Here is a 20,281-nt window from a genome sequence, read left to right as displayed (position 1 = left end):
AACCTGTGGCCCAAATAAATCGGCCGCCCCTGGGGGCGGCCGGTTAATCGCGTCTTAGGCGGTGTGGTCGATCTTGATGGTCGGGTCGGCGCCAGTGATCAACGAGTTGATGCTGGTGTGGGACCAATCGTTGCCTTCCAGCTTGATTGTCACATCGGCATTGGCCAGGCCGCCCGCAGCATTGAGCTTGCCTTCACTGCTCACTTGCAGGGTCGACACGCCGTCTACGGTGGTGATCTTGAGGAAGTTGTCGATGGTGCTGTCCGTCTCACCTTTCAACAGGTCCCGCAGATCGATCCGGTCACCTTCCGATGCCTTGAAGTCCTTGATCACGTCATTGCCGACGTCACCCGCTTTCCAGACGAAGGTGTCGGCACCCGAGCCGCCGATCAGGATGTCGTTGCCCGGGCCACCGATCAAGGTGTCGTTACCGGTGCCGCCCAGCAGGATGTCGTTGCCCTTGCCGCCGTCCAGGACGTCGTTGCCGCCCTGGCCGAACAGGATGTCATCGCCCGCGCCGCCCAGCAGTGTGTCGTTGCCGTCTTTGGCGCCGGACACGTCGAAGTCGGCGTAGTGCTCGGTGACGTACTGGTGCACGTTAGAGGCGGTCACGGCCGTAACGGCCACCCCGGTTTTCTGGGCCACAAAGGCCTGCAGTGCGTTGTAGCCTTCACCGGTAATGCCGCTGAAGCTCACCAGATCGCCGAAGATGATGTCGTTGCCGTCGCCACCGCTGATGGTGTCTGCGCCTGGCAGTGTCGCCTCGGTGTGGCCGAGGATGGCGTTGGCCAGGTCCTTCGGATCGATGTTGGATTGCGGCTTGCCATCGCTGTCGTACGGTTTGAGGTCGTTGAGGCTGACGTCGCCGTTGATACCGATGGCTTCCACTTGCGACAACCCGCCCAGCAGCGCAAAGGCGCTTTTGGCGTTGCTCAGGGTCGCCGAGTCGGTGCTGTTGCCGGTGCCGTTCAGGCTGGACAACTCATAGGTACCGTCACCCTGGGCGTGCACATAACCAAGGTTGCTGCTGGACCACTTGCCGCCACTCAAGGTCTGCAGGACGGCGTAACCCGAGGTGTCGATAGTGAAGTAGTGGGTGCTGTCCAGGTACTTGGCCACCGAGGTGCCCGGTGTGTAGTTGGACGTCGTCACCACATCGTCGAACTTGACGTTGCCGTACAGCGTCGGGTTGGTCTGCTCGCCGCTCTGGTAGTAGGTCGGCTGCCCGTCGGTGATGAAGTAGGTCAGGTTGGTGGCACCGGTGTTACCGGTCGCCAGGCCGCTCTGGAAGAAGTTGGCCGTGGTCTTGAACACGTCTTCGTAGTTGGTGCCGCCACCCGACGTCATCGAGTCCAGTACCGCCTTGAGCAAGGTCAGCGCGTTTGGATCGTTGAGGTTGATGGCCACCGACTTGTTCACCTGGGTGTCGAAGTCCGCCAGGAAGATATTCACCGTCCCTGACGTGTTGGTGCCCAGGCTGTCTTTGAGCGAGCTGAACACCGAGGTCAGCGACGCCTTCGCCGCGTTGATCGAGGCGGTGCTCATACTGCCGGAGCTGTCCACCATGAACGCGATGTTGTAGTTCTTGCCCTGCACCACGTTCAGGCCGCCGATGTCGGCCACGACGATGTCGTTGCCGTCAGTGCCGGTGATCGCGTCGCTGCCCGAAGTGCCCGTCACCGCGTTGTAAGTCGCCGGGTAAACGGTGACTGGCAATTGCGCGGTGGTCACGGCCGAACCGCCGAGGCTTTCGGTGGAGGTCGAGGTGACGGTCAGGTTGAACTGGCCGCTGTAGTAGGTCGGCGGCTTGATGGTCAGGGTGCTCAGGTCCCAGCCGTTTACGTTGACTTCGCCCACACCTTTGGTCGCGGTGAAGGTATGGCCGGATGCATCAGACAGCACCGAACCTGCCGGTATGCCGCTGATTTTCACACTCAGGGTTTCCGAACCGTCGGTGTCGGTCAGCGCGGTGGTGACCTTGGACAGTTTGACGGTGCCGTTTTCCTGGCCTTCGTTGAGCTTGTAGCCCACGTAGTAGCCGTCACCGTTGCTGCCATGCAGGTCAGACACGGTCACGCCAGCGTTGGTCAGGTCGGTGATGCCGGTGTACAGCGGCACGCCGCTCGTGCTCAGGTCCGTGGCCGGCGCGCCGTTGACCGACAGGTTGACGTCATAGCTGCCCGGGCCGGACTGGTTGGCGTGGTAGATCTCAATGCTGTAGTAGCCGCTCACAGTCGGAGTGATCGAGCCGCTGAACTTGCCGCTGTTGGTGCCCCACTGCGCACTGGCCACATCTTTGCCGCCGATGTTCACCACCAGGCTGTCATCGCCGGTACCGCTGAAGGTATAGGTTTTGCCGGCTTCCATGTACATCAGGCCGGAGATCTTCGAGCCGGAACCCGCTGCGACGTTGGCCGTGGATTCGACATTGGTGACGATGGCGCTGCTGTTCGGCGTGCCGGCGTTATCAATGGCGTTCTTTAGGTCGGCCGGTGCCGCGCCGTTACCGTTGGTGCCGATACCCGCGATGCTGTTCCAGCTTTGCTTGATCAAGCCCACCGAGTTGACGTTGTTGTCGGCCACATTTAGGGTCGGTGCGTCGGCCACCGGCGTGATATCGACTTTCACCGTAGCGCTGGTGCCCAAGTCCTTGCCGTCAGTAGGCTGGAACTTGAACTGCGCGTAATCCGCCTGCTTGTTGCCGATGCCGGTGCCGCCATAACCGTCAGCGCCGGATTCGTTGGCGTTCGGCATGAAGCGCAGTTGGCCGCCATCGATTTGGGCTTTGGTGAAGGTCTGGCCAGCGGTCACGTTGGTCCAGGTGGTGCCATCGGCTGCCAGGAACTGAAGCTTGCCGGCCACCGGCAGGTCGGTGATTTTCACACCCAGGCTGCTTTGCGGCGAGTCCACGTCGGTCACGCCGAAGTTGGCCCAGGTCAAGGCCAGCGGCGTGTCTTCGGTGCCGGTCACGGCGCTGCCGGTAGCGACCGGCGCATCGTTGACGGCCACCACGTTAATGGTGGTCGTGGCGACGTTGGAGTAGTTGCCGCCATCGGTCACGGTCACGGTAATGGTCCGCGGCGTGGTGCTCGGATCGTGGCTGTTGTTGGTGAACGTGATGTTCTGGATGCGCTGCATGTAGTCAGCCAGTGTCGCGCTGCCCGACAACGTCAGGGTGATCGTGCCCGTCTGGTTGTTGGTGCTGACCGTGATGCCATTCACGCTGTTGCCCAGGTTCAGTGCGTCACCGGCCTGCGCGTTGGTCAGGGTGATCGTTGCGCCGGTCAGTTTGGTGCTGTCCGGGTCGGTGATCTTGATATCGGTGTCGGCAATCGACACACCCGGGCCAGCCGTACCTTCGGTGAAGGTCGTCTTGTAGTCGGCACCCGTGGCACCGCTGGAATTGTTGGCATCCAGGTCGATGACTGGCGGCGCATCGTTGTCGATGATGTTGGTGCTGACGCTGCCGTTGCCAACCACCAGGTTCTCGAAGTTGCCACCAGTGGTCTTGTCGATGGTGATAACGATGGTTTCGGTCGGCTCGGTGATCTTGTCGTCGATCGTGCCGATGGTGAACGGCACGCTGCTGGCGCCAGCCGGGATCTTCACGGTGTACACACCCGTGAAGTCCGAACCGTCGGTGGCGGTACCGCTGTATTTGAGTGTCACGGTCACATCGGTTTGCGCCGGGTTGCTCAAGGTCAGGGTGTAGTTCGCCGTGCCGCCTTCAGTCACCGACGCGTCGCCAGTGATGCTGATGGTGGTGGTGGTGACCACATCCGTCACCTTGGTGGTCACGGTGCTGCCGTCGACGATCAGGTGCTCGTACTTGTCGCCGCCGCTGACCACGTTGGTGATCTTGGCCGTGACATCGTTCGCGCCGACATATGCATCGTTAGGCGCGGTGGCGGTGGTGGTGTTGCTGGACTGGCCGTTGCCGATGGTAATGGTCGAGCCGTTATCCAGCTTCACCACCAGGTCGGAACCGACGTTCTTCACCGCGTTGCCGTTTTTGTCCACCAGAGAAGCGGTGTAGGTGATCTGGCCGCCTTCGCTGACCGAACCGGTGGCTTTGAGCGACACAGTCACGTCATCAATGGTGTCGTTAACGGTGGTGGTGGCGCCGCCCGGGGTGATGGTTACACCTTCGAAATTACCGCCGGTGGTACCGGTGATCTTGACGGTCTGGGTGCTCTTGTCGATGAACACGTCATCGCCTGGTGCATTGACGGTCACCGTGCCCACGGTCGCGCCTTGCTTGATGGTGATGGTCGAACCGTTATCCAGCGTGACCACCATGTCGGTGCCGGCCTTGTTGCTCAAGGTGGCGGTGTAGGTGATGGTGCCACCTTCGTTGACGGCCGTCGGAGCAGTCAACGTGACGCTGGTGAGGTCGGTGGTGGCCGGGGTATCCGTGACCGTGGTCGTTACCGGTGTCTTGCCGGGCACCAGGTTCTCGTAATGCGCGCCGCCGGTGACGTTGGTAATGGCGGTGGTGACGGTTTGGTCGCCTTTGTAGACATCGTTTGGTGCTACAGCGGTGACGGTGCCGCTGGATTGATTCACGCCGATGGTGATGGTTTTACCGTTATCCAGGGTGACAGTCAGCGGGTTGGTGATGTTGGTCACCGGGGCGCCATTTTTGTCCACGAGGGTGGCGGTGTAGACGATATTGCCGCCTTCGCCAACAGTTGTTGTAGCGGTCAGAACGACGTCGACCTTATCGATAGTGTCGTTGATCGTAGTGGTTGCGCCGTTGCCTGCAACGACCAGGTTCTCGAAATTGCCGCCAGTGGTGTCAGTGATCTTGACGGTCTGCGTGCTCTTATCGATGAACACGTCATCGCTAGGCGCCGGGACGGTCACAGTGCCGACGGTGTCGCCGGCTTTGATGGTAATCGTCGAGCCGTTATCCAGCTTCAGAGTCACGTCAGTACCGGCCTTGTTGCTCAAGGTCGCGGTGTAGGTGATCTGGCCGCCTTCGTTCACTGCGCTTGGCGCAGTCAGCGTAACGGTGGTGGTATCGGCAGTGCCCGGAGTATCCGTAACAGTGGTGTTAACCGGAGTAGTGCCCGGCACCAGGTTTTCAAAATGCTCGCCACCGGTGACACCTTTGATAGCGGTGGTGACGGTTTGGTCGCCCTTATAAACATCGTTTGGTGCAACGGTGGTGACGGTGCCGCTGGATTGGTTCACACCGATGGTGATGGTTTTACCGTTATCCAGGGTGACGGTCAGCGGGTTGGTGATGTTAGTCACCGGGGCGCCGTTTTTGTCCACGAGGGTGGCGGTGTAGACGATATTGCCGCCTTCGCCAACGGTGCCCGTCGCGGTCAAGACCACATCAACCTTGTCGATGGTGTCGTTGATCGTGGTGGTTGCGCCGTTGCCTGCAACGACCAAGTTCTCGAAGTTGCCGCCAGTGGTGTCAGTGATCTTGACGGTCTGCGTGCTCTTATCGATGAACACGTCATCGCTTGGGGCCGGGACGGTCACAGTGCCAACGGTGTCGCCGGCTTTGATGGTGATCGTCGAGCCGTTGTCCAGCTTCAGAGTGACGTCAGTGCCCGCTTTATTAGAAAGCGTAGCGGTGTAGGTGATCTGACCACCTTCATTCACTGCGCTTGGAGCGGTCAGCGTAACGGTGGTGGTATCGGATGTGCCCGGTGTGTCGGTAACTGTGGTGTTAACCGGCGTAGTACCAGGAACCAGGTTTTCAAAGTGCTCGCCACCGGTGACACCTTTGATAGCGGTGGTGACGGTTTGGTCGCCCTTATAAACATCGTTTGGTGCAACGGTGGTGACGGTGCCGCTGGATTGGTTCACACCGATGGTGATGGTTTTACCGTTATCCAGGGTGACGGTCAGCGGGTTGGTGATGTTAGTCACCGGGGCGCCGTTTTTGTCCACGAGGGTGGCGGTGTAGACGATATTGCCGCCTTCGCCAACGGTGCCCGTCGCGGTCAAGACCACATCAACCTTGTCGATGGTGTCGTTGATCGTGGTGGTTGCGCCGTTGCCTGCAACGACCAAGTTCTCGAAGTTGCCGCCAGCGGTGTCAGTGATCTTGACGGTCTGCGTGCTCTTATCGATGAACACGTCATCGCTTGGGGCCGGGACGGTCACAGTGCCAACGGTGTCGCCGGCTTTGATGGTAATCGTCGAGCCGTTGTCCAGCTTCAGAGTAACGTCGGTACCGGCCTTGTTGCTCAAGGTCGCGGTGTACGTAATCTGACCGCCTTCGTTCACTGCGCTTGGGGCGGTCAGCGTAACGGTGGTGGTGTTGTCAGTGCCTGGGGTGTCAGTGACAGTCGTAGTGACTTTATCTGCGCCTGGCACAAGATTTTCGAAATGCTCACCGCCAGTCACGCCTTTAATGGCGTTGGTGACAGTTTGATCGCCTTTGTACACGTCATCAGGAGCAACAGCAGTAACAGAGCCGCTCGACTGATTTACGCCGATGGTGATGGTTTGGCCATTGTCCAAAGTCACGGTCAGCGGGTTGGTAATGTTAGTTACCGGCGCGCCGTTTTTATCCACAAGGCTGGCGGTGTAGACGATGTTGCCGCCTTCACCAACAGTTGTTGTGGCGGTCAGAACAACGTCGACCTTGTCGATAGTGTCGTTGATCGTAGTGGTTGCGCCGTTGCCTGCAACGACCAGGTTCTCGAAATTGCCGCCAGTGGTGTCAGTGATCTTGACGGTCTGGGTGCTCTTGTCGATGAACACGTCATCGCTTGGGGCAGGGACGGTCACGGTGCCGACGGTGTCGCCAGCTTTGATGGTGATCGTCGAGCCGTTGTCCAGCTTTAGAGTCACGTCAGTGCCCGCTTTATTAGAAAGCGTGGCGGTGTACGTAATCTGACCACCTTCGTTCACTGCGCTTGGAGCGGTCAGCGTGACGGTGGTGGTGTTATCAGTACCCGGTGTGTCGGTGACGGTGGTGTTAACCGGAGTAGTACCCGGCACCAGATTTTCGAAGTGCTCACCACCAGTCACGCCCTTGATAGCGTTGGTGACAGTTTGATCGCCTTTATAGACGTCATCAGGAGCAACAGCAGTAACAGACCCGCTCGACTGATTCACGCCAATGGTGATGGTCTGGCCGTTATCCAGGGTGACAGTCAGCGGGTTGGTGATGTTGGTCACCGCATTACCCGACTTATCCACAAGGCTGGCGGTGTAAACGATGTTGCCGCCTTCGCCAACAGTTGTTGTGGCGGTCAAAACGACGTCGACCTTATCGATAGTGTCGTTGATCGTAGTGGTCGCACCATCACCCGCAACTTCCAGCTTCTCGAAGTTACCGCCAGTGGTGTCAGTGATCTTGACGGTCTGTGTGCTCTTGTCGATGAACACGTCATCGCTAGGCGCCGGGACAGTCACAGTGCCAACGGTATCGCCGGCTTTGATGGTGATCGTCGAGCCGTTGTCCAGCTTCAGAGTGACGTCAGTGCCCGCTTTATTAGAAAGCGTAGCGGTGTAGGTGATCTGACCACCTTCATTCACTGCGCTTGGAGCGGTCAGCGTAACGGTGGTGGTGTTATCAGTGCCCGGTGTGTCAGTGACAGTCGTAGTGACTTTATCTGCGCCTGGCACGAGATTTTCGAAGTGCTCACCGCCAGTCACGCCCTTGATAGCGTTGGTGACAGTTTGATCGCCTTTGTACACGTCATCAGGAGCAACAGCAGTAACAGAACCGCTCGACTGATTTACGCCAATGGTGATGGTCTGACCATTGTCCAAAGTCACGGTCAGCGGGTTGGTAATGTTGGTTACCGGCGCGCCGTTTTTATCCACAAGGCTGGCGGTGTAAACGATATTGCCGCCTTCGCCAACAGTACCCGTCGCGGTCAGAACGACGTCGACCTTGTCGATAGTGTCGTTGATCGTAGTGGTCGCACCATCACCCGCAACTTCCAGTTTCTCGAAGTTACCGCCAGTGGTATCGGTGATCTTGACGGTCTGGGTGCTCTTATCGATGAACACGTCATCGCTTGGGGCAGGGACGGTCACGGTGCCGACGGTGTCGCCAGCCTTGATGGTAATCGTCGAGCCGTTGTCCAGCTTCAGAGTCACATCGGTACCGGCCTTGTTGCTCAAGGTCGCGGTGTACGTAATCTGACCGCCTTCGTTCACTGCGCTTGGCGCAGTCAGCGTAACGGTCGTGGTGTTATCGGTACCCGGTGTGTCGGTGACGGTGGTGTTAACCGGAGTAGTACCTGGAACCAGATTTTCGAAATGCTCGCCACCGGTCACGCCTTTAATGGCGTTGGTGACAGTTTGATCACCTTTGTACACGTCATCAGGAGCAACAGCAGTAACAGAGCCGCTCGACTGATTTACGCCGATGGTGATGGTTTGGCCATTATCCAAAGTAACGGTCAGCGGGTTGGTGATGTTAGTCACCGGCGCGCCGTTTTTATCCACAAGGCTGGCGGTGTAAACGATATTGCCGCCTTCGCCAACGGTGCCAGTCGCGGTCAGGACTACATCAACTTTGTCGATGGTGTCGTTGATCGTAGTGGTCGCACCATCACCCGCAACTTCCAGCTTCTCGAAGTTACCGCCAGTGGTGTCAGTGATCTTGACGGTCTGCGTGCTCTTGTCGATGAACACGTCATCGCTTGGCGCAGGGACGGTCACGGTGCCAACGGTGTCGCCAGCTTTGATGGTGATCGTCGAGCCGTTATCCAGCTTCAGAGTGATGTCAGTGCCAGCTTTATTAGAAAGCGTGGCGGTGTAGGTGATCTGACCACCTTCGTTCACTGCGCTTGGCGCAGTCAGCGTAACGGTCGTGGTGTTATCGGTACCCGGTGTGTCGGTGACGGTGGTGTTAACCGGAGTAGTACCTGGAACCAGATTTTCGAAATGCTCGCCACCGGTCACGCCTTTAATGGCGTTGGTGACAGTCTGGTCGCCTTTGTACACGTCATCAGGAGCAACAGCAGTAACAGAACCGCTCGACTGATTCACGCCAATGGTGATGGTCTGGCCATTGTCCAAAGTGACGGTCAGCGGATTGGTGATGTTGGTCACCGGCGCGCCGTTTTTATCCACAAGGCTGGCGGTGTAAACGATATTGCCGCCTTCACCAACAGTGCCCGTCGCAGTCAAGACCACATCAACTTTATCGATGGTGTCGTTGATGGTTGTGGTCGCGCCGTTGCCTGCAACGACCAAGTTCTCGAAGTTGCCCCCAGCAGTGTCAGTGATCTTGACGGTCTGGGTGCTCTTGTCGATGAACACGTCATCACTTGGGGCAGGGACGGTCACGGTGCCGACGGTGTCACCGGCTTTGATGGTAATCGTCGAGCCGTTGTCCAGCTTCAGAGTCACATCGGTACCGGCCTTGTTGCTCAAGGTCGCGGTGTACGTAATCTGACCGCCTTCGTTCACTGCGCTTGGAGCGGTCAGCGTAACGGTCGTGGTGTTATCAGTGCCTGGGGTGTCCGTAACAGTGGTGTTAACCGGCGTGGTGCCCGGCACCAGGTTCTCAAAATGCTCGCCACCAGTCACGCCTTTGATAGCGTTGGTGACAGTTTGATCGCCTTTGTACACGTCATCAGGAGCAACAGCAGTAACAGAGCCGCTCGACTGATTTACGCCGATGGTGATGGTCTGGCCATTGTCCAGGGTCACGGTCAGCGGGTTGGTAATGTTAGTTACCGGCGCGCCGTTTTTATCCACAAGGCTGGCGGTGTAGACGATGTTGCCGCCTTCACCAACAGTTGTTGTGGCGGTCAGAACAACGTCGACCTTGTCGATAGTGTCGTTGATCGTAGTGGTTGCGCCGTTGCCTGCAACGACCAGGTTCTCGAAATTGCCGCCAGTGGTGTCAGTGATCTTGACGGTCTGGGTGCTCTTGTCGATGAACACGTCATCGCTTGGGGCAGGGACGGTCACGGTGCCGACGGTGTCGCCAGCTTTGATGGTAATCGTCGAGCCGTTGTCCAGCTTCAGAGTAACGTCGGTACCGGCCTTGTTGCTCAAGGTCGCGGTGTACGTAATCTGACCGCCTTCGTTCACTGCGCTTGGGGCGGTCAGCGTAACGGTGGTGGTGTTGTCAGTGCCTGGGGTGTCCGTAACAGTGGTGTTAACCGGCGTGGTGCCCGGCACCAGGTTCTCAAAATGCTCGCCACCAGTCACGCCTTTGATAGCGTTGGTGACAGTTTGATCACCTTTGTACACGTCATCAGGAGCGATAGCAGTAACAGACCCGCTCGACTGATTTACACCGATGGTGATGGTTTGGCCATTGTCCAGGGTCACGGTCAGCGGGTTGGTGATGTTAGTCACCGGCGCGCCATTTTTATCCACAAGGCTAGCGGTGTAGACGATATTGCCGCCTTCGCCAACGGTGCCCGTCGCGGTCAGGACCACATCAACTTTATCGATGGTGTCGTTGATCGTGGTGGTCGCACCATCACCCGCAACTTCCAGCTTCTCGAAGTTACCGCCAGTGGTGTCAGTGATCTTGACGGTCTGGGTGCTCTTGTCGATGAACACGTCATCGCTTGGGGCAGGGACGGTCACGGTGCCGACGGTGTCACCGGCTTTGATGGTAATCGTCGAGCCGTTATCCAGCTTCAGAGTAACGTCGGTACCGGCCTTGTTGCTCAAGGTCGCGGTGTACGTAATCTGACCACCTTCGTTAACTGCGCTTGGGGCAGTCAGAGTGACGGTCGTGGTGTTATCGGTACCCGGTGTGTCGGTGACGGTGGTGTTAACCGGAGTAGTACCCGGCACCAGATTTTCGAAGTGCTCACCGCCAGTCACGCCCTTGATAGCGTTGGTGACAGTTTGATCACCTTTATAGACGTCATCAGGAGCAACAGCAGTAACAGAACCGCTGGACTGATTTACGCCAATGGTGATGGTCTGACCATTGTCCAAAGTCACGGTCAGCGGGTTGGTAATGTTGGTTACCGGCGCGCCGTTTTTATCCACAAGGCTGGCGGTGTATACGATATTGCCGCCTTCGCCCACAGTGCCCGTCGCGGTCAGGACTACATCAACTTTGTCGATGGTGTCGTTGATCGTGGTGGTCGCACCATCACCCGCAACTTCCAGCTTCTCAAAGTTACCGCCAGTGGTGTCGGTGATCTTGACGGTCTGGGTGCTCTTGTCGATGAACACGTCATCGCTTGGGGCAGGCACGGTCACGGTGCCGACGGTGTCGCCAGCTTTGATGGTGATCGTCGAGCCGTTATCCAACTTCAGAGTGACGTCAGTGCCAGCTTTATTAGAAAGCGTGGCGGTGTACGTAATCTGACCACCTTCGTTCACTGCGCTTGGAGCCGTCAGCGTAACGGTCGTGGTGTTATCAGTGCCTGGGGTGTCAGTGACAGTCGTAGTGACTTTATCTGCGCCTGGCACGAGATTTTCGAAGTGCTCACCGCCAGTCACGCCCTTGATAGCGTTGGTGACAGTTTGATCACCTTTGTACACGTCATCAGGAGCAACAGCAGTAACAGAACCGCTCGACTGATTCACGCCAATGGTGATGGTCTGGCCATTGTCCAAAGTGACGGTCAGCGGATTGGTGATGTTGGTCACCGGCGCGCCGTTTTTATCCACAAGGCTGGCGGTGTAAACGATATTGCCGCCTTCGCCAACGGTGCCAGTCGCGGTCAGGACCACATCAACTTTGTCGATGGTGTCGTTGATCGTAGTGGTCGCACCATCACCCGCAACTTCCAGTTTCTCGAAGTTGCCACCAGTGGTATCGGTGATCTTGACGGTCTGGGTGCTCTTGTCGATGAACACGTCATCACTTGGGGCAGGGACGGTCACGGTGCCGACGGTGTCGCCAGCCTTGATGGTGATCGTCGAGCCGTTATCCAGCTTCAGAGTAACGTCAGTGCCCGCTTTATTGGAAAGCGTGGCGGTGTACGTAATCTGACCGCCTTCGTTCGCCTCGGTCGGAGCCGTAAGGGTTACGGTGGTGGTGTCGATCGAGTCAGTAATCGTGGTGACCGCAGGCGTAGTGCTCGGCACCAGGTTCTCGAAATTACCGCCGGTTGCGCCGGTAATCGTGGTGCTGACGGTCGAGCCATTGTTGTAGACGTCGTTAGGCGCAGTATCAACAACGACAGTGCCAACCGACTCACCGGCCTTGATGGTGATCACCGAGCCGTTGCTCAAGGTGACGGTCACCGGCGTCTGCGCAGGATTGGTCAAGGTAGCGGTGTAAGTAATCTGCCCACCTTCAACCACAGTCTGGCCAGCCGTCAGTGTGACAGTGGTGGTGTCGATCGAGTCAGTAATAGTGGTTACCGCAGGCGTAGTACTCGGCACCAGGTTTTCGAAATTACCGCCAGTCGCACCGGTAATCGTGGTGCTGACGGTCGAGCCATTGTTGTAGACGTCGTTAGGCGCAGTATCAACAACGACAGTGCCAACCGACTCACCGGCCTTGATGGTGATCACCGAGCCGTTGCTCAAGGTGACCGTTACCGGCGTCTGCGCAGGATTGGTCAAGGTAGCGGTGTAAGTAATCTGCCCACCTTCAACCACAGTCTGACCAGCCGTCAGCGTGACAGTGGTGGTGTCGATCGAATCAGTAATCGTGGTAACCGCAGGCGTAGTGCTCGGCACCAGGCTCTCAAAGTTGCCGCCAGTCGCACCAGTAATCGTGGTGCTGACGGTCGAACCGTTGTTGTAAACGTCGTTGGCCGGAGTATCGACAACGACAGTGCCAACCGACTCACCGGCCTTGATGGTGATCACCGAGCCGTTGCTCAAGGTGACCGTTACCGGCGTCTGCGCAGGATTGGTCAAGGTAGCGGTGTAAGTAATCTGCCCACCTTCAACCACAGTCTGACCAGCCGTCAGCGTGACAGTGGTGGTGTCGATCGAATCAGTAATCGTGGTAACCGCAGGCGTAGTGCTCGGCACCAGGCTCTCAAAGTTGCCGCCAGTCGCACCGGTAATCGTGGTGCTGACGGTCGAGCCATTGTTGTAGACGTCGTTAGGCGCAGTATCAACAACGACAGTGCCAACCGATTCACCGGCTTTGATGGTGATCACCGAGCCATTGCTCAAGGTGACGGTCACCGGGGTCTGCGCAGGGTTGGTCAAGGTGGCGGTGTAGGTGATCTGCCCACCTTCAACCACGTTCTGGCCAGCGGTCAGCGTGACAGTGGTAGTGTCGATCGAGTCAGTAATCGTGGTGACCGCAGGCGTAGTGCTCGGCACCAGGTTCTCGAAATTACCGCCGGTTGCGCCGGTAATCGTGGTGCTGACGGTCGAGCCATTGTTGTAGACGTCGTTAGGCGCAGTATCAACAACGACAGTGCCAACCGACTCACCGGCTTTGATGGTGATCACCGAGCCGTTGCTCAAGGTGACCGTTACCGGCGTTTGAGCCGGGTTAGTCAAAGTGGCGGTGTAGGTAATCTGTCCGCCTTCGGTCACGGTCTGGCCAGCAGTCAGCGTGACAGTGGTGGTGTCGATCGAATCAGTAATCGTGGTGACCGCAGGCGTAGTGCTCGGCACCAGGCTCTCGAAATTACCGCCAGTCGCACCAGTAATAGTGGTGCTGACAGTCGAGCCATTGTTGTAAACGTCGTTTGCCGGAGTATCGACAACCACAGTGCCAACCGATTCACCGGCCTTGATAGTGATCACCGAGCCGTTGCTCAAGGTGACAGTCACCGGTGTCTGCGCCGGGTTAGTCAGGGTAGCGGTGTAGGTAATCTGTCCGCCTTCGGTCACGGTCTGACCAGCGGTCAGCGTGATAGTAGTGGTGTCGACCGAATCAGTAATAGTGGTGACCGCAGGCGTAGTGCTCGGCACCAGGTTCTCGAAATTACCGCCAGTCGCACCGGTAATCGTTGTGCTGACGGTCGAACCGTTGTTGTAAACGTCGTTGGCCGGAGTATCGACAACCACAGTGCCAACCGATTCACCGGCCTTGATAGTGATCACCGAGCCATTGCTCAAAGTGACGGTCACCGGCGTCTGCGCCGGATTGGTCAAGGTAGCGGTGTAAGTAATCTGCCCACCTTCAACCACAGTCTGGCCAGCCGTCAGCGTGACAGTGGTGGTGTCGATGGTGTCGGTGATCTGGGTGACAGCCGGCGCCGGGTCAATGGTCAGCACCAGGTTGTTGCCGCCGGTAGTGCCGGTGACGTTGACGTTGATCTGGCTCGGGTCGATGTACGGGCTGTCATTCGGCGCCAGCGGTACGTTGACCGTACCGGTCAATTGGCCAGCGGTGATGGTGATCACTGCGCCATTGGACAGGGTGATGGTCAGGTCATTGACCGGCGGCTGCGTGACGGTAGCGGTGTAGGTCAACACGCCGCCGGCTTCGGTAATGGTCGGGGTCGCGCTCAGGGTCAGGGTCGAAGTCTGCAGCAACAGATTGCCGTTATCGGCAGAACCCTGGGCGCCGGTGAGCTGAGTTTGCGTCGAGCCGGCTTGGCCAATAGGAGCGGTTGGGAAGCCGATCGTCGGATCAACGCGGCCCGCCGTTGCGTCCAGCACTACAAAACTGTGGCCGCCGCCTGCCGCGCCATTACCGGCAGCGGTCGGGCCTGCAGCAGTGGCTTCCAGGTCGGTGGTCGGGTCGGCGCCCGCAGCGATCGCTTGCTGCAATTCGGCAACCGACGGCGCGGCTTGCGCAGTGGCTGCGGCCAGGTCCAGCGTGGAGTCGGGCGTGTCAGCGCTCCATTGAGTGTCGCGACCCAGGTCCAGCGTGCGGCCGTCGGCCAGCTCCAGGCTGACCGCGCCAGACAGGCCGGTGTCGATCTGGTCGCCCGCGAAGAGGCGGTCGCCTTCAACGAGGACGCGGCGCGCCCCTTCCGGAGAAATAACGAAAACTTGACCAACAATGCTTTTGACGATGGCAACAACACTGCTCATTAAAGATTTCTCCGGCGATCCGTTTCTGATGAATTCCATGTGGCCGCTCGCGGGGGGAGGGCCAGACTGGAGGGGCGTAGTCTGCAAACTTAATGGCGTCAAATAATTGGCTAGATTTATTAGCTATCTAGTTTATGCCAAACTATTGACCTTATGGTCGCCATCCTAAACAATCGGCCCCGTAATGTCACATTGATATTTATGCGGCGAACCGTCCTACATGTGTGAAGCAGTTCCGCTTTTTGAACTTTCCGACGTACGGTCATTACGGTAGCCATTTTCCGACGCAGCCACGTTAAATGCTGTGATTTGAGACAAGAAGTCCTGGGGAATTTTTAAATGCGTTTACACCTGTTTATGGCAGCACCGTTCGTTCTCGCCGCCAGTTTTGTACAAGCTCAAACATTGCCCCAGGCCATGCAGCAGGCATTGGATGTGCACCCGGAGATCCAAGCCGGTGTGAACAGCCGTATCGCCGCTGATTACCAATTGCGCGCGGCACAAGGCGGTTACCTGCCTCGCGTCGATCTGAATGCCGGTTACGGTCGTGAAGGCACCGATGACTCCAACACCCGCGCCGCCGCTGGCGTGAACGGCAACCAGTGGGATACGCACAACCGCGGCGAATCCAGCCTGCGGCTGCAGCAGATGATCTTTGACGGTTTTGCCACCTCCAGTGAAGTCGGGCGCCAACAAGCCAACGTCAACTCGCGCGCCTACTCTTTGCTGGGGACTTCAGAGCGCACGGGTTTGACCGTCGCTCAGGTATACCTGGACGTGCTGACCCGTCGCGAATTCGTGCGCCTGGCGGAAGAAAACCTGCGCAACCACGAACGTATCTACGACCAGATCAAATTGCGCACCCAGCGCGGCGTCGGCAACGGTGCCGACCAAGACCAGGCCGAAGCGCGTCTGGCCCAGGCCCGTAACAACCTGATCACTGAGCAGACCAACCTGGCCGACTCCCAGGTCAACTACCTCAGCGCCGTTGGCCAGATGCCCGACCAGCTTGAGCGCCCGGCCCCGTTCATGGCCATGTTGCCCGCCGACTTGAATGAAGCGCGCCGCCAGATGCTCGACAACAGCCCGATCCTGCGTTCGGCCGAGTCGGATATCTCGGCTGCCGAGAGCCAGTACGAAGCGGCCAAGTCGACCTTCTACCCACGCTTTGATGCTGAACTTGGCACCAATGCCGACAACAACGTCGGCGGCGATGCCGGTCACAGCAACGGTTGGGAAGCCATGGTGCGCATGCGTTTCAACCTGTTCGCCGGTGGCAGCAACAAGGCTGACCTGCAGTCCAAGTCGTACCAGACCAGCCAGGCCCTGGACATTCGCAACAACGCCCTGCGCCAACTCAATGAAGAACTGGGCCTGGCCTGGAACGCCTTGAACAACGCCAACGCGCAGTTGCCGGTCGCCCAGCAATACGTGGACCACAGCACCCGCGTGCGCACCTCGTACCAGCAACAGTTCAGCCTGGGCCAGCGTACCCTGCTCGATTTGCTCGACAGCGAAAATGAATTGTTCACCGCTTCCCGTCGTCTGGAAGAGATCAAGAACATTCAGTTATTTACTCAATATCGAATCAAGGCGACCATGGGCGAATTGCTCAAAAGCCAGGGAGTGGTCGCACCGATGGCCTCCGTCGTGCAGAACGACGTGAAGCCTAAAGTCCAACTGCCCGGGATGAATTGAGTCACCCCAATAGCCCCAACTGTTAGTCGAGAGTGCACCGCGTGGAATCCGAAGTCAGTCGAGTTCATCTCAGTCATGATCCACGCACGCTGCACGACGACCCGTTACTCGACGGGTTGCTTGCACTCTGTGCCCTGCATCAAAAGCCGGCCAGCGCGGCCATGCTCACCACCGGCCTGCCGCTGCCTTCGCAGCGGCTGAGTGCCGAGCTGTTGCCACGTGCAGCGGCGCGTGCCGGGCTGCAGGGGCGGTTGTTGCAGCGCAAGCTCGAACAGATTCCGACCATTGCGCTACCGGCGCTGCTGTTGCTCAAAGACGGGCGCAGTACCGTCCTGGTGGGCTGGCAGGGCGAGGATGAAGCGCGGATCCTGCTCAGCGAAAGCGACGGCGGTGAAGTGCTGATCAAGCGCGAGCAGCTCGCCGACGACTATATCGGCAAAGTCTTCTTCGCTCAGCCGCAGCACAAATTCGACGTCAACCACGGCACCCTCATTCCGCGTGCGCGTTCGTGGTTTCGCGACACCCTCAAGCGTTCGCGCTGGCTCTACACCGACGCCATCGCCGCCAGCTTCCTGATCAACATCATCGCAATGGCAGCACCGCTGTTTGTGATGAACGTCTACGACCGCGTGGTGCCGAACCAGGCCACCGCCACCTTGTGGGTGCTGGCCGTGGGTATCGGCGGCGCTTACCTGTTCGACCTGATCCTCAAAAGCCTGCGCAGCCTGTGCCTGGACCTGGCCGGCAAAAAGACCGACCTGATCATCTCGGCCACGCTGTTCGAGCGCATCGTCGGCATGTCCATGAAGTACCGCCCGGCACGGGTCGGCAGCTTTGCCCAGAACATCCACGAGTTTCAGAGCCTGCGCGATTTTCTCGCGTCGCTGACGCTCACCAGCCTGATCGACTTGCCGTTCACCCTGCTGATATTCCTGGTGATCGCCATCCTCGGTGGGCACCTTGTATGGATCCCCGTGCTGGCCTTCCCGCTGGCCCTGGGTATCGGCTACGCCCTGCAAAAACCGCTGGTGGCGACCATGGAGAAAACCATGGCCCTGGCGGCCGAGCGCCAGTCGAGCCTGATCGAAACCCTCGCCGGGCTGGACGCGGTCAAGGTCAACAACGCCGAGAGCGAGCGCCAGTACGGCTGGGAACAGACCATCGGCACCTTGAGCCGCCTTGAGCTGCGCGTGAAGTTGCTGTCGGGCCTGTCGATGAACATGACCCTGCTCATCCAGCAACTCGCCGGCGTGGTCATGATCGTGTTCGGCGTGTACCAGATCATCGACGGCAACCTCAGCATGGGCGGCCTGATTGCCTGCTACATGCTCAGTGGTCGCGCGTTGAGCCCGCTGGCTTCGCTGTCGGGCCTGTTGACCCGTTACCAGCAAGCCAAGGTCACCATGACCTCGGTGGACCAGATGATGGAACTGCCCCAGGAGCGCAATTTCGAAGAGCGCCCCATGAGCCGCCGCACCCTGCAAGGTGCCATCGAGTGCCGGGGCCTGAACTTCACCTACCCGAACCAGCAGAACGCGGCGCTGAAAAACATCAACCTGGTGATCAAACCCGGGGAAAAAATCGGCATCATCGGCCGTAGCGGCTCAGGTAAAAGCTCCCTCGCCAAACTGATCGTCGGCCTGTATCAGCCAGACTCCGGTGCCTTGCTGGTGGACGGCGTGGATGTGCGCCAGATCGACGTGAGCGAGTTGCGCCACAACATCGGCTACGTCGCCCAGGATATCCAGCTGCTGGCCGGCACCTTGCGCGACAACCTCGTTTCCGGTGCGCGTTATGTCGAAGACGAAATGGTCCTGCAAGCCGCCGAGCTGGCCGGCGTGCACGAGTTTGCGCGCCTGCACCCCCAGGGCTACGAACTGCAAGTGGGCGAACGTGGGCAGAACCTGTCGGGTGGCCAGCGCCAGAACGTCGCCCTGGCCCGCGCGCTGTTGCTCAACCCGCCCATCCTGTTGCTGGACGAACCCACCAGCGCCATGGACAACACCGGTGAAGAACGCTTGAAACAACGCCTGCAAGCCGTGGTGCAAAACAAGACCGTGGTGCTGGTGACTCACCGTGCCTCACTGCTCTCGCTGGTGGACCGCCTGCTGGTGGTCGACCGTGGGCAGATCCTCGCGGACGGCCCGAAAGCCGTGGTTATGGAAGCGTTGAAAAAGGGGCAGATCAGTGTTGCTTAAGTCCATCAAAGGCGCGGTCGGCCGCTATTTCAAAGGCTCCGAATCGCTGCAGGGCCAACCCCTGCCAGAGGTCAACAAGGCGCTGATCGAAGATGCTCCGCGGGTGATCCGCTTGACCATCTGGGCGATCATCGCGTTCTTCGTGTTCCTGGTGACGTGGGCCGGTTTCTCCAGCATCGACGAAGTCACCCGTGGCGACGGCAAGGCGATTCCGTCGTCCAAGCTGCAGAAAATCCAGAACCTGGAAGGCGGTATCGTCTCCGAGCTGTACGTCAAGGAAGGCCAGATCGTTGAAGCCGGTGCGCCGCTGATTCGCCTCGACGACACCCGCTTCGTGTCCAACGCCGGGGAAACCGAAGCCCTGCGCCTGGCCATGCAACTGCGCGTCGAGCGCCTGAGTGCGCAGGTAGATGACCGCCCGCTGAACATTCCCGACGACGTGCTCAAGGCCGCGCCCAGCCAGGCCGCCAACGAGCGCTCCTTGTATGAAAGCCGCCGCCAGCAGTTGAAAGACGAAGTGGGCGGCTTGCAGGAGCAACTGGTGCAGCGTCAGCAGGAACTGCGCGAGTTCACCTCCAAGCAAGGCCAGTACCGCAGCCAGTTGTCCCTGCAGCGCCAGGAAATCAACATGTCCGAGCCGCTGGTGGCTCAAGGCGCGGTATCCCCGGTGGAAGTGCTGCGCCTCAAGCGCGCCGAGATGGAAACCCGTGGCCAGTTGGACGCCACGACGCTGGCGATTCCCCGTGCCGAGTCGGCGATCAAGGAAGTGCAGCGCAAAATCGACGAAACCCGTGGCAAGTTCCGCAGCGAAGCGCTGACACAGCTCAACGAAGCCCGCACCGAACTGAACAAGGCTGAGTCAACTGGCCGTGCCCTTGAAGACCGCGTCAGCCGCACGCTGGTCACCTCGCCGGTGCGCGGGATCGTCAAACAGCTGCTGGTCAACACCGTCGGCGGCGTGATCCAGCCGGGCAGCGACATGGTTGAAATCGTGCCGCTCAACGACACCCTGCTGGTGGAAGCCAAGATCCGTCCGCAAGACATCGCCTTCCTGCACCCGGGGCAAGAAGCGATCGTCAAATTCACCGCCTATGACTACACCATCTACGGCGGCCTGAAGGCCAAGCTTGAACGCATCGGTGCTGACACCATCACCGATGAAGACAAGAAAACCACCTACTACATGATTACCTTGCGCACCGATCGCAGTCATTTGGGCACCGATGAGAAGCCGTTGCTGATCATCCCGGGCATGGTGGCGTCGGTGGACATCATCACCGGCAAGAAGAGCATCCTGAGCTACCTGCTCAAGCCGATCATCAAGGCGCGGGCCGAGGCTCTGCACGAGCGTTGATCTTCAGCGCCGGTACGGGCCTCATCGCGGGCAAGCCCGGCTCCCACATTTGAATGTGTACACCCATCAAATGTGGGAGCTGGCTTGCCTGCGATGGCGCCCTCAGCCCCACCACCCAACCCAACCCTTAAGCATATCGATATTCACTAACGGTATTTAA

General features: G+C 58.8%; 4 protein-coding genes. 3 read left to right on the top strand and 1 reads right to left on the bottom strand.

All coding sequences use genetic code 11. The annotated features are described in order from the left end of the window. Positions 1-54: 54 nt before the first annotated feature. Entirely contained in the window at positions 55-14,871 is a 14,817-nt protein-coding gene (locus tag AB4P94_RS05775) for a retention module-containing protein (RefSeq protein ID WP_395609777.1), read from the bottom strand. Between the two features lie 339 nt (positions 14,872-15,210). Here AB4P94_RS05775 and AB4P94_RS05770 point away from each other — a divergent pair, with 339 nt between their 5' ends. Genes AB4P94_RS05770 through AB4P94_RS05760 form a run of 3 tightly spaced genes read left to right on the top strand, consistent with a single transcriptional unit; the run spans position 15,211 to position 20,121 of the window. After that, positions 15,211-16,569, top strand: coding sequence for a TolC family outer membrane protein (locus AB4P94_RS05770; protein ID WP_395609776.1), 1,359 nt, complete (start codon positions 15,211-15,213; stop codon positions 16,567-16,569). A 41-nt stretch (positions 16,570-16,610) separates the two neighbouring features. Further along, on the top strand, positions 16,611-18,767 hold the full coding sequence (locus AB4P94_RS05765; protein ID WP_395609775.1) for a type I secretion system permease/ATPase: 2,157 nt from the start codon (positions 16,611-16,613) through the stop codon (positions 18,765-18,767). Continuing rightward, complete coding sequence (locus AB4P94_RS05760) at positions 18,757-20,121, top strand: HlyD family type I secretion periplasmic adaptor subunit (RefSeq protein ID WP_395609774.1); 1,365 nt, start codon at positions 18,757-18,759, stop codon at positions 20,119-20,121. Before AB4P94_RS05765 ends, AB4P94_RS05760 begins: the two co-directional genes overlap by 11 nt. Positions 20,122-20,281: the final 160 nt, after the last annotated feature.

Origin of the sequence: Pseudomonas sp. B22129 (assembly GCF_044218875.1) — a bacterium.
Taxonomy (GTDB): Bacteria; Pseudomonadota; Gammaproteobacteria; order Pseudomonadales; family Pseudomonadaceae; genus Aquipseudomonas.
Note: the sequence above shows the minus strand (reverse complement) of the source record. Positions and strands in the feature narration are given on the sequence as shown.

Coding starts and splice junctions, on each gene's coding strand:
- AB4P94_RS05775 (WP_395609777.1), bottom strand. CDS start 14,871: ATGAGCAGTGTTGTTGCCATCGTCAAAAGCATTGTTGGTCAAGTTTTC.
- AB4P94_RS05770 (WP_395609776.1), top strand. CDS start 15,211: ATGCGTTTACACCTGTTTATGGCAGCACCGTTCGTTCTCGCCGCCAGT.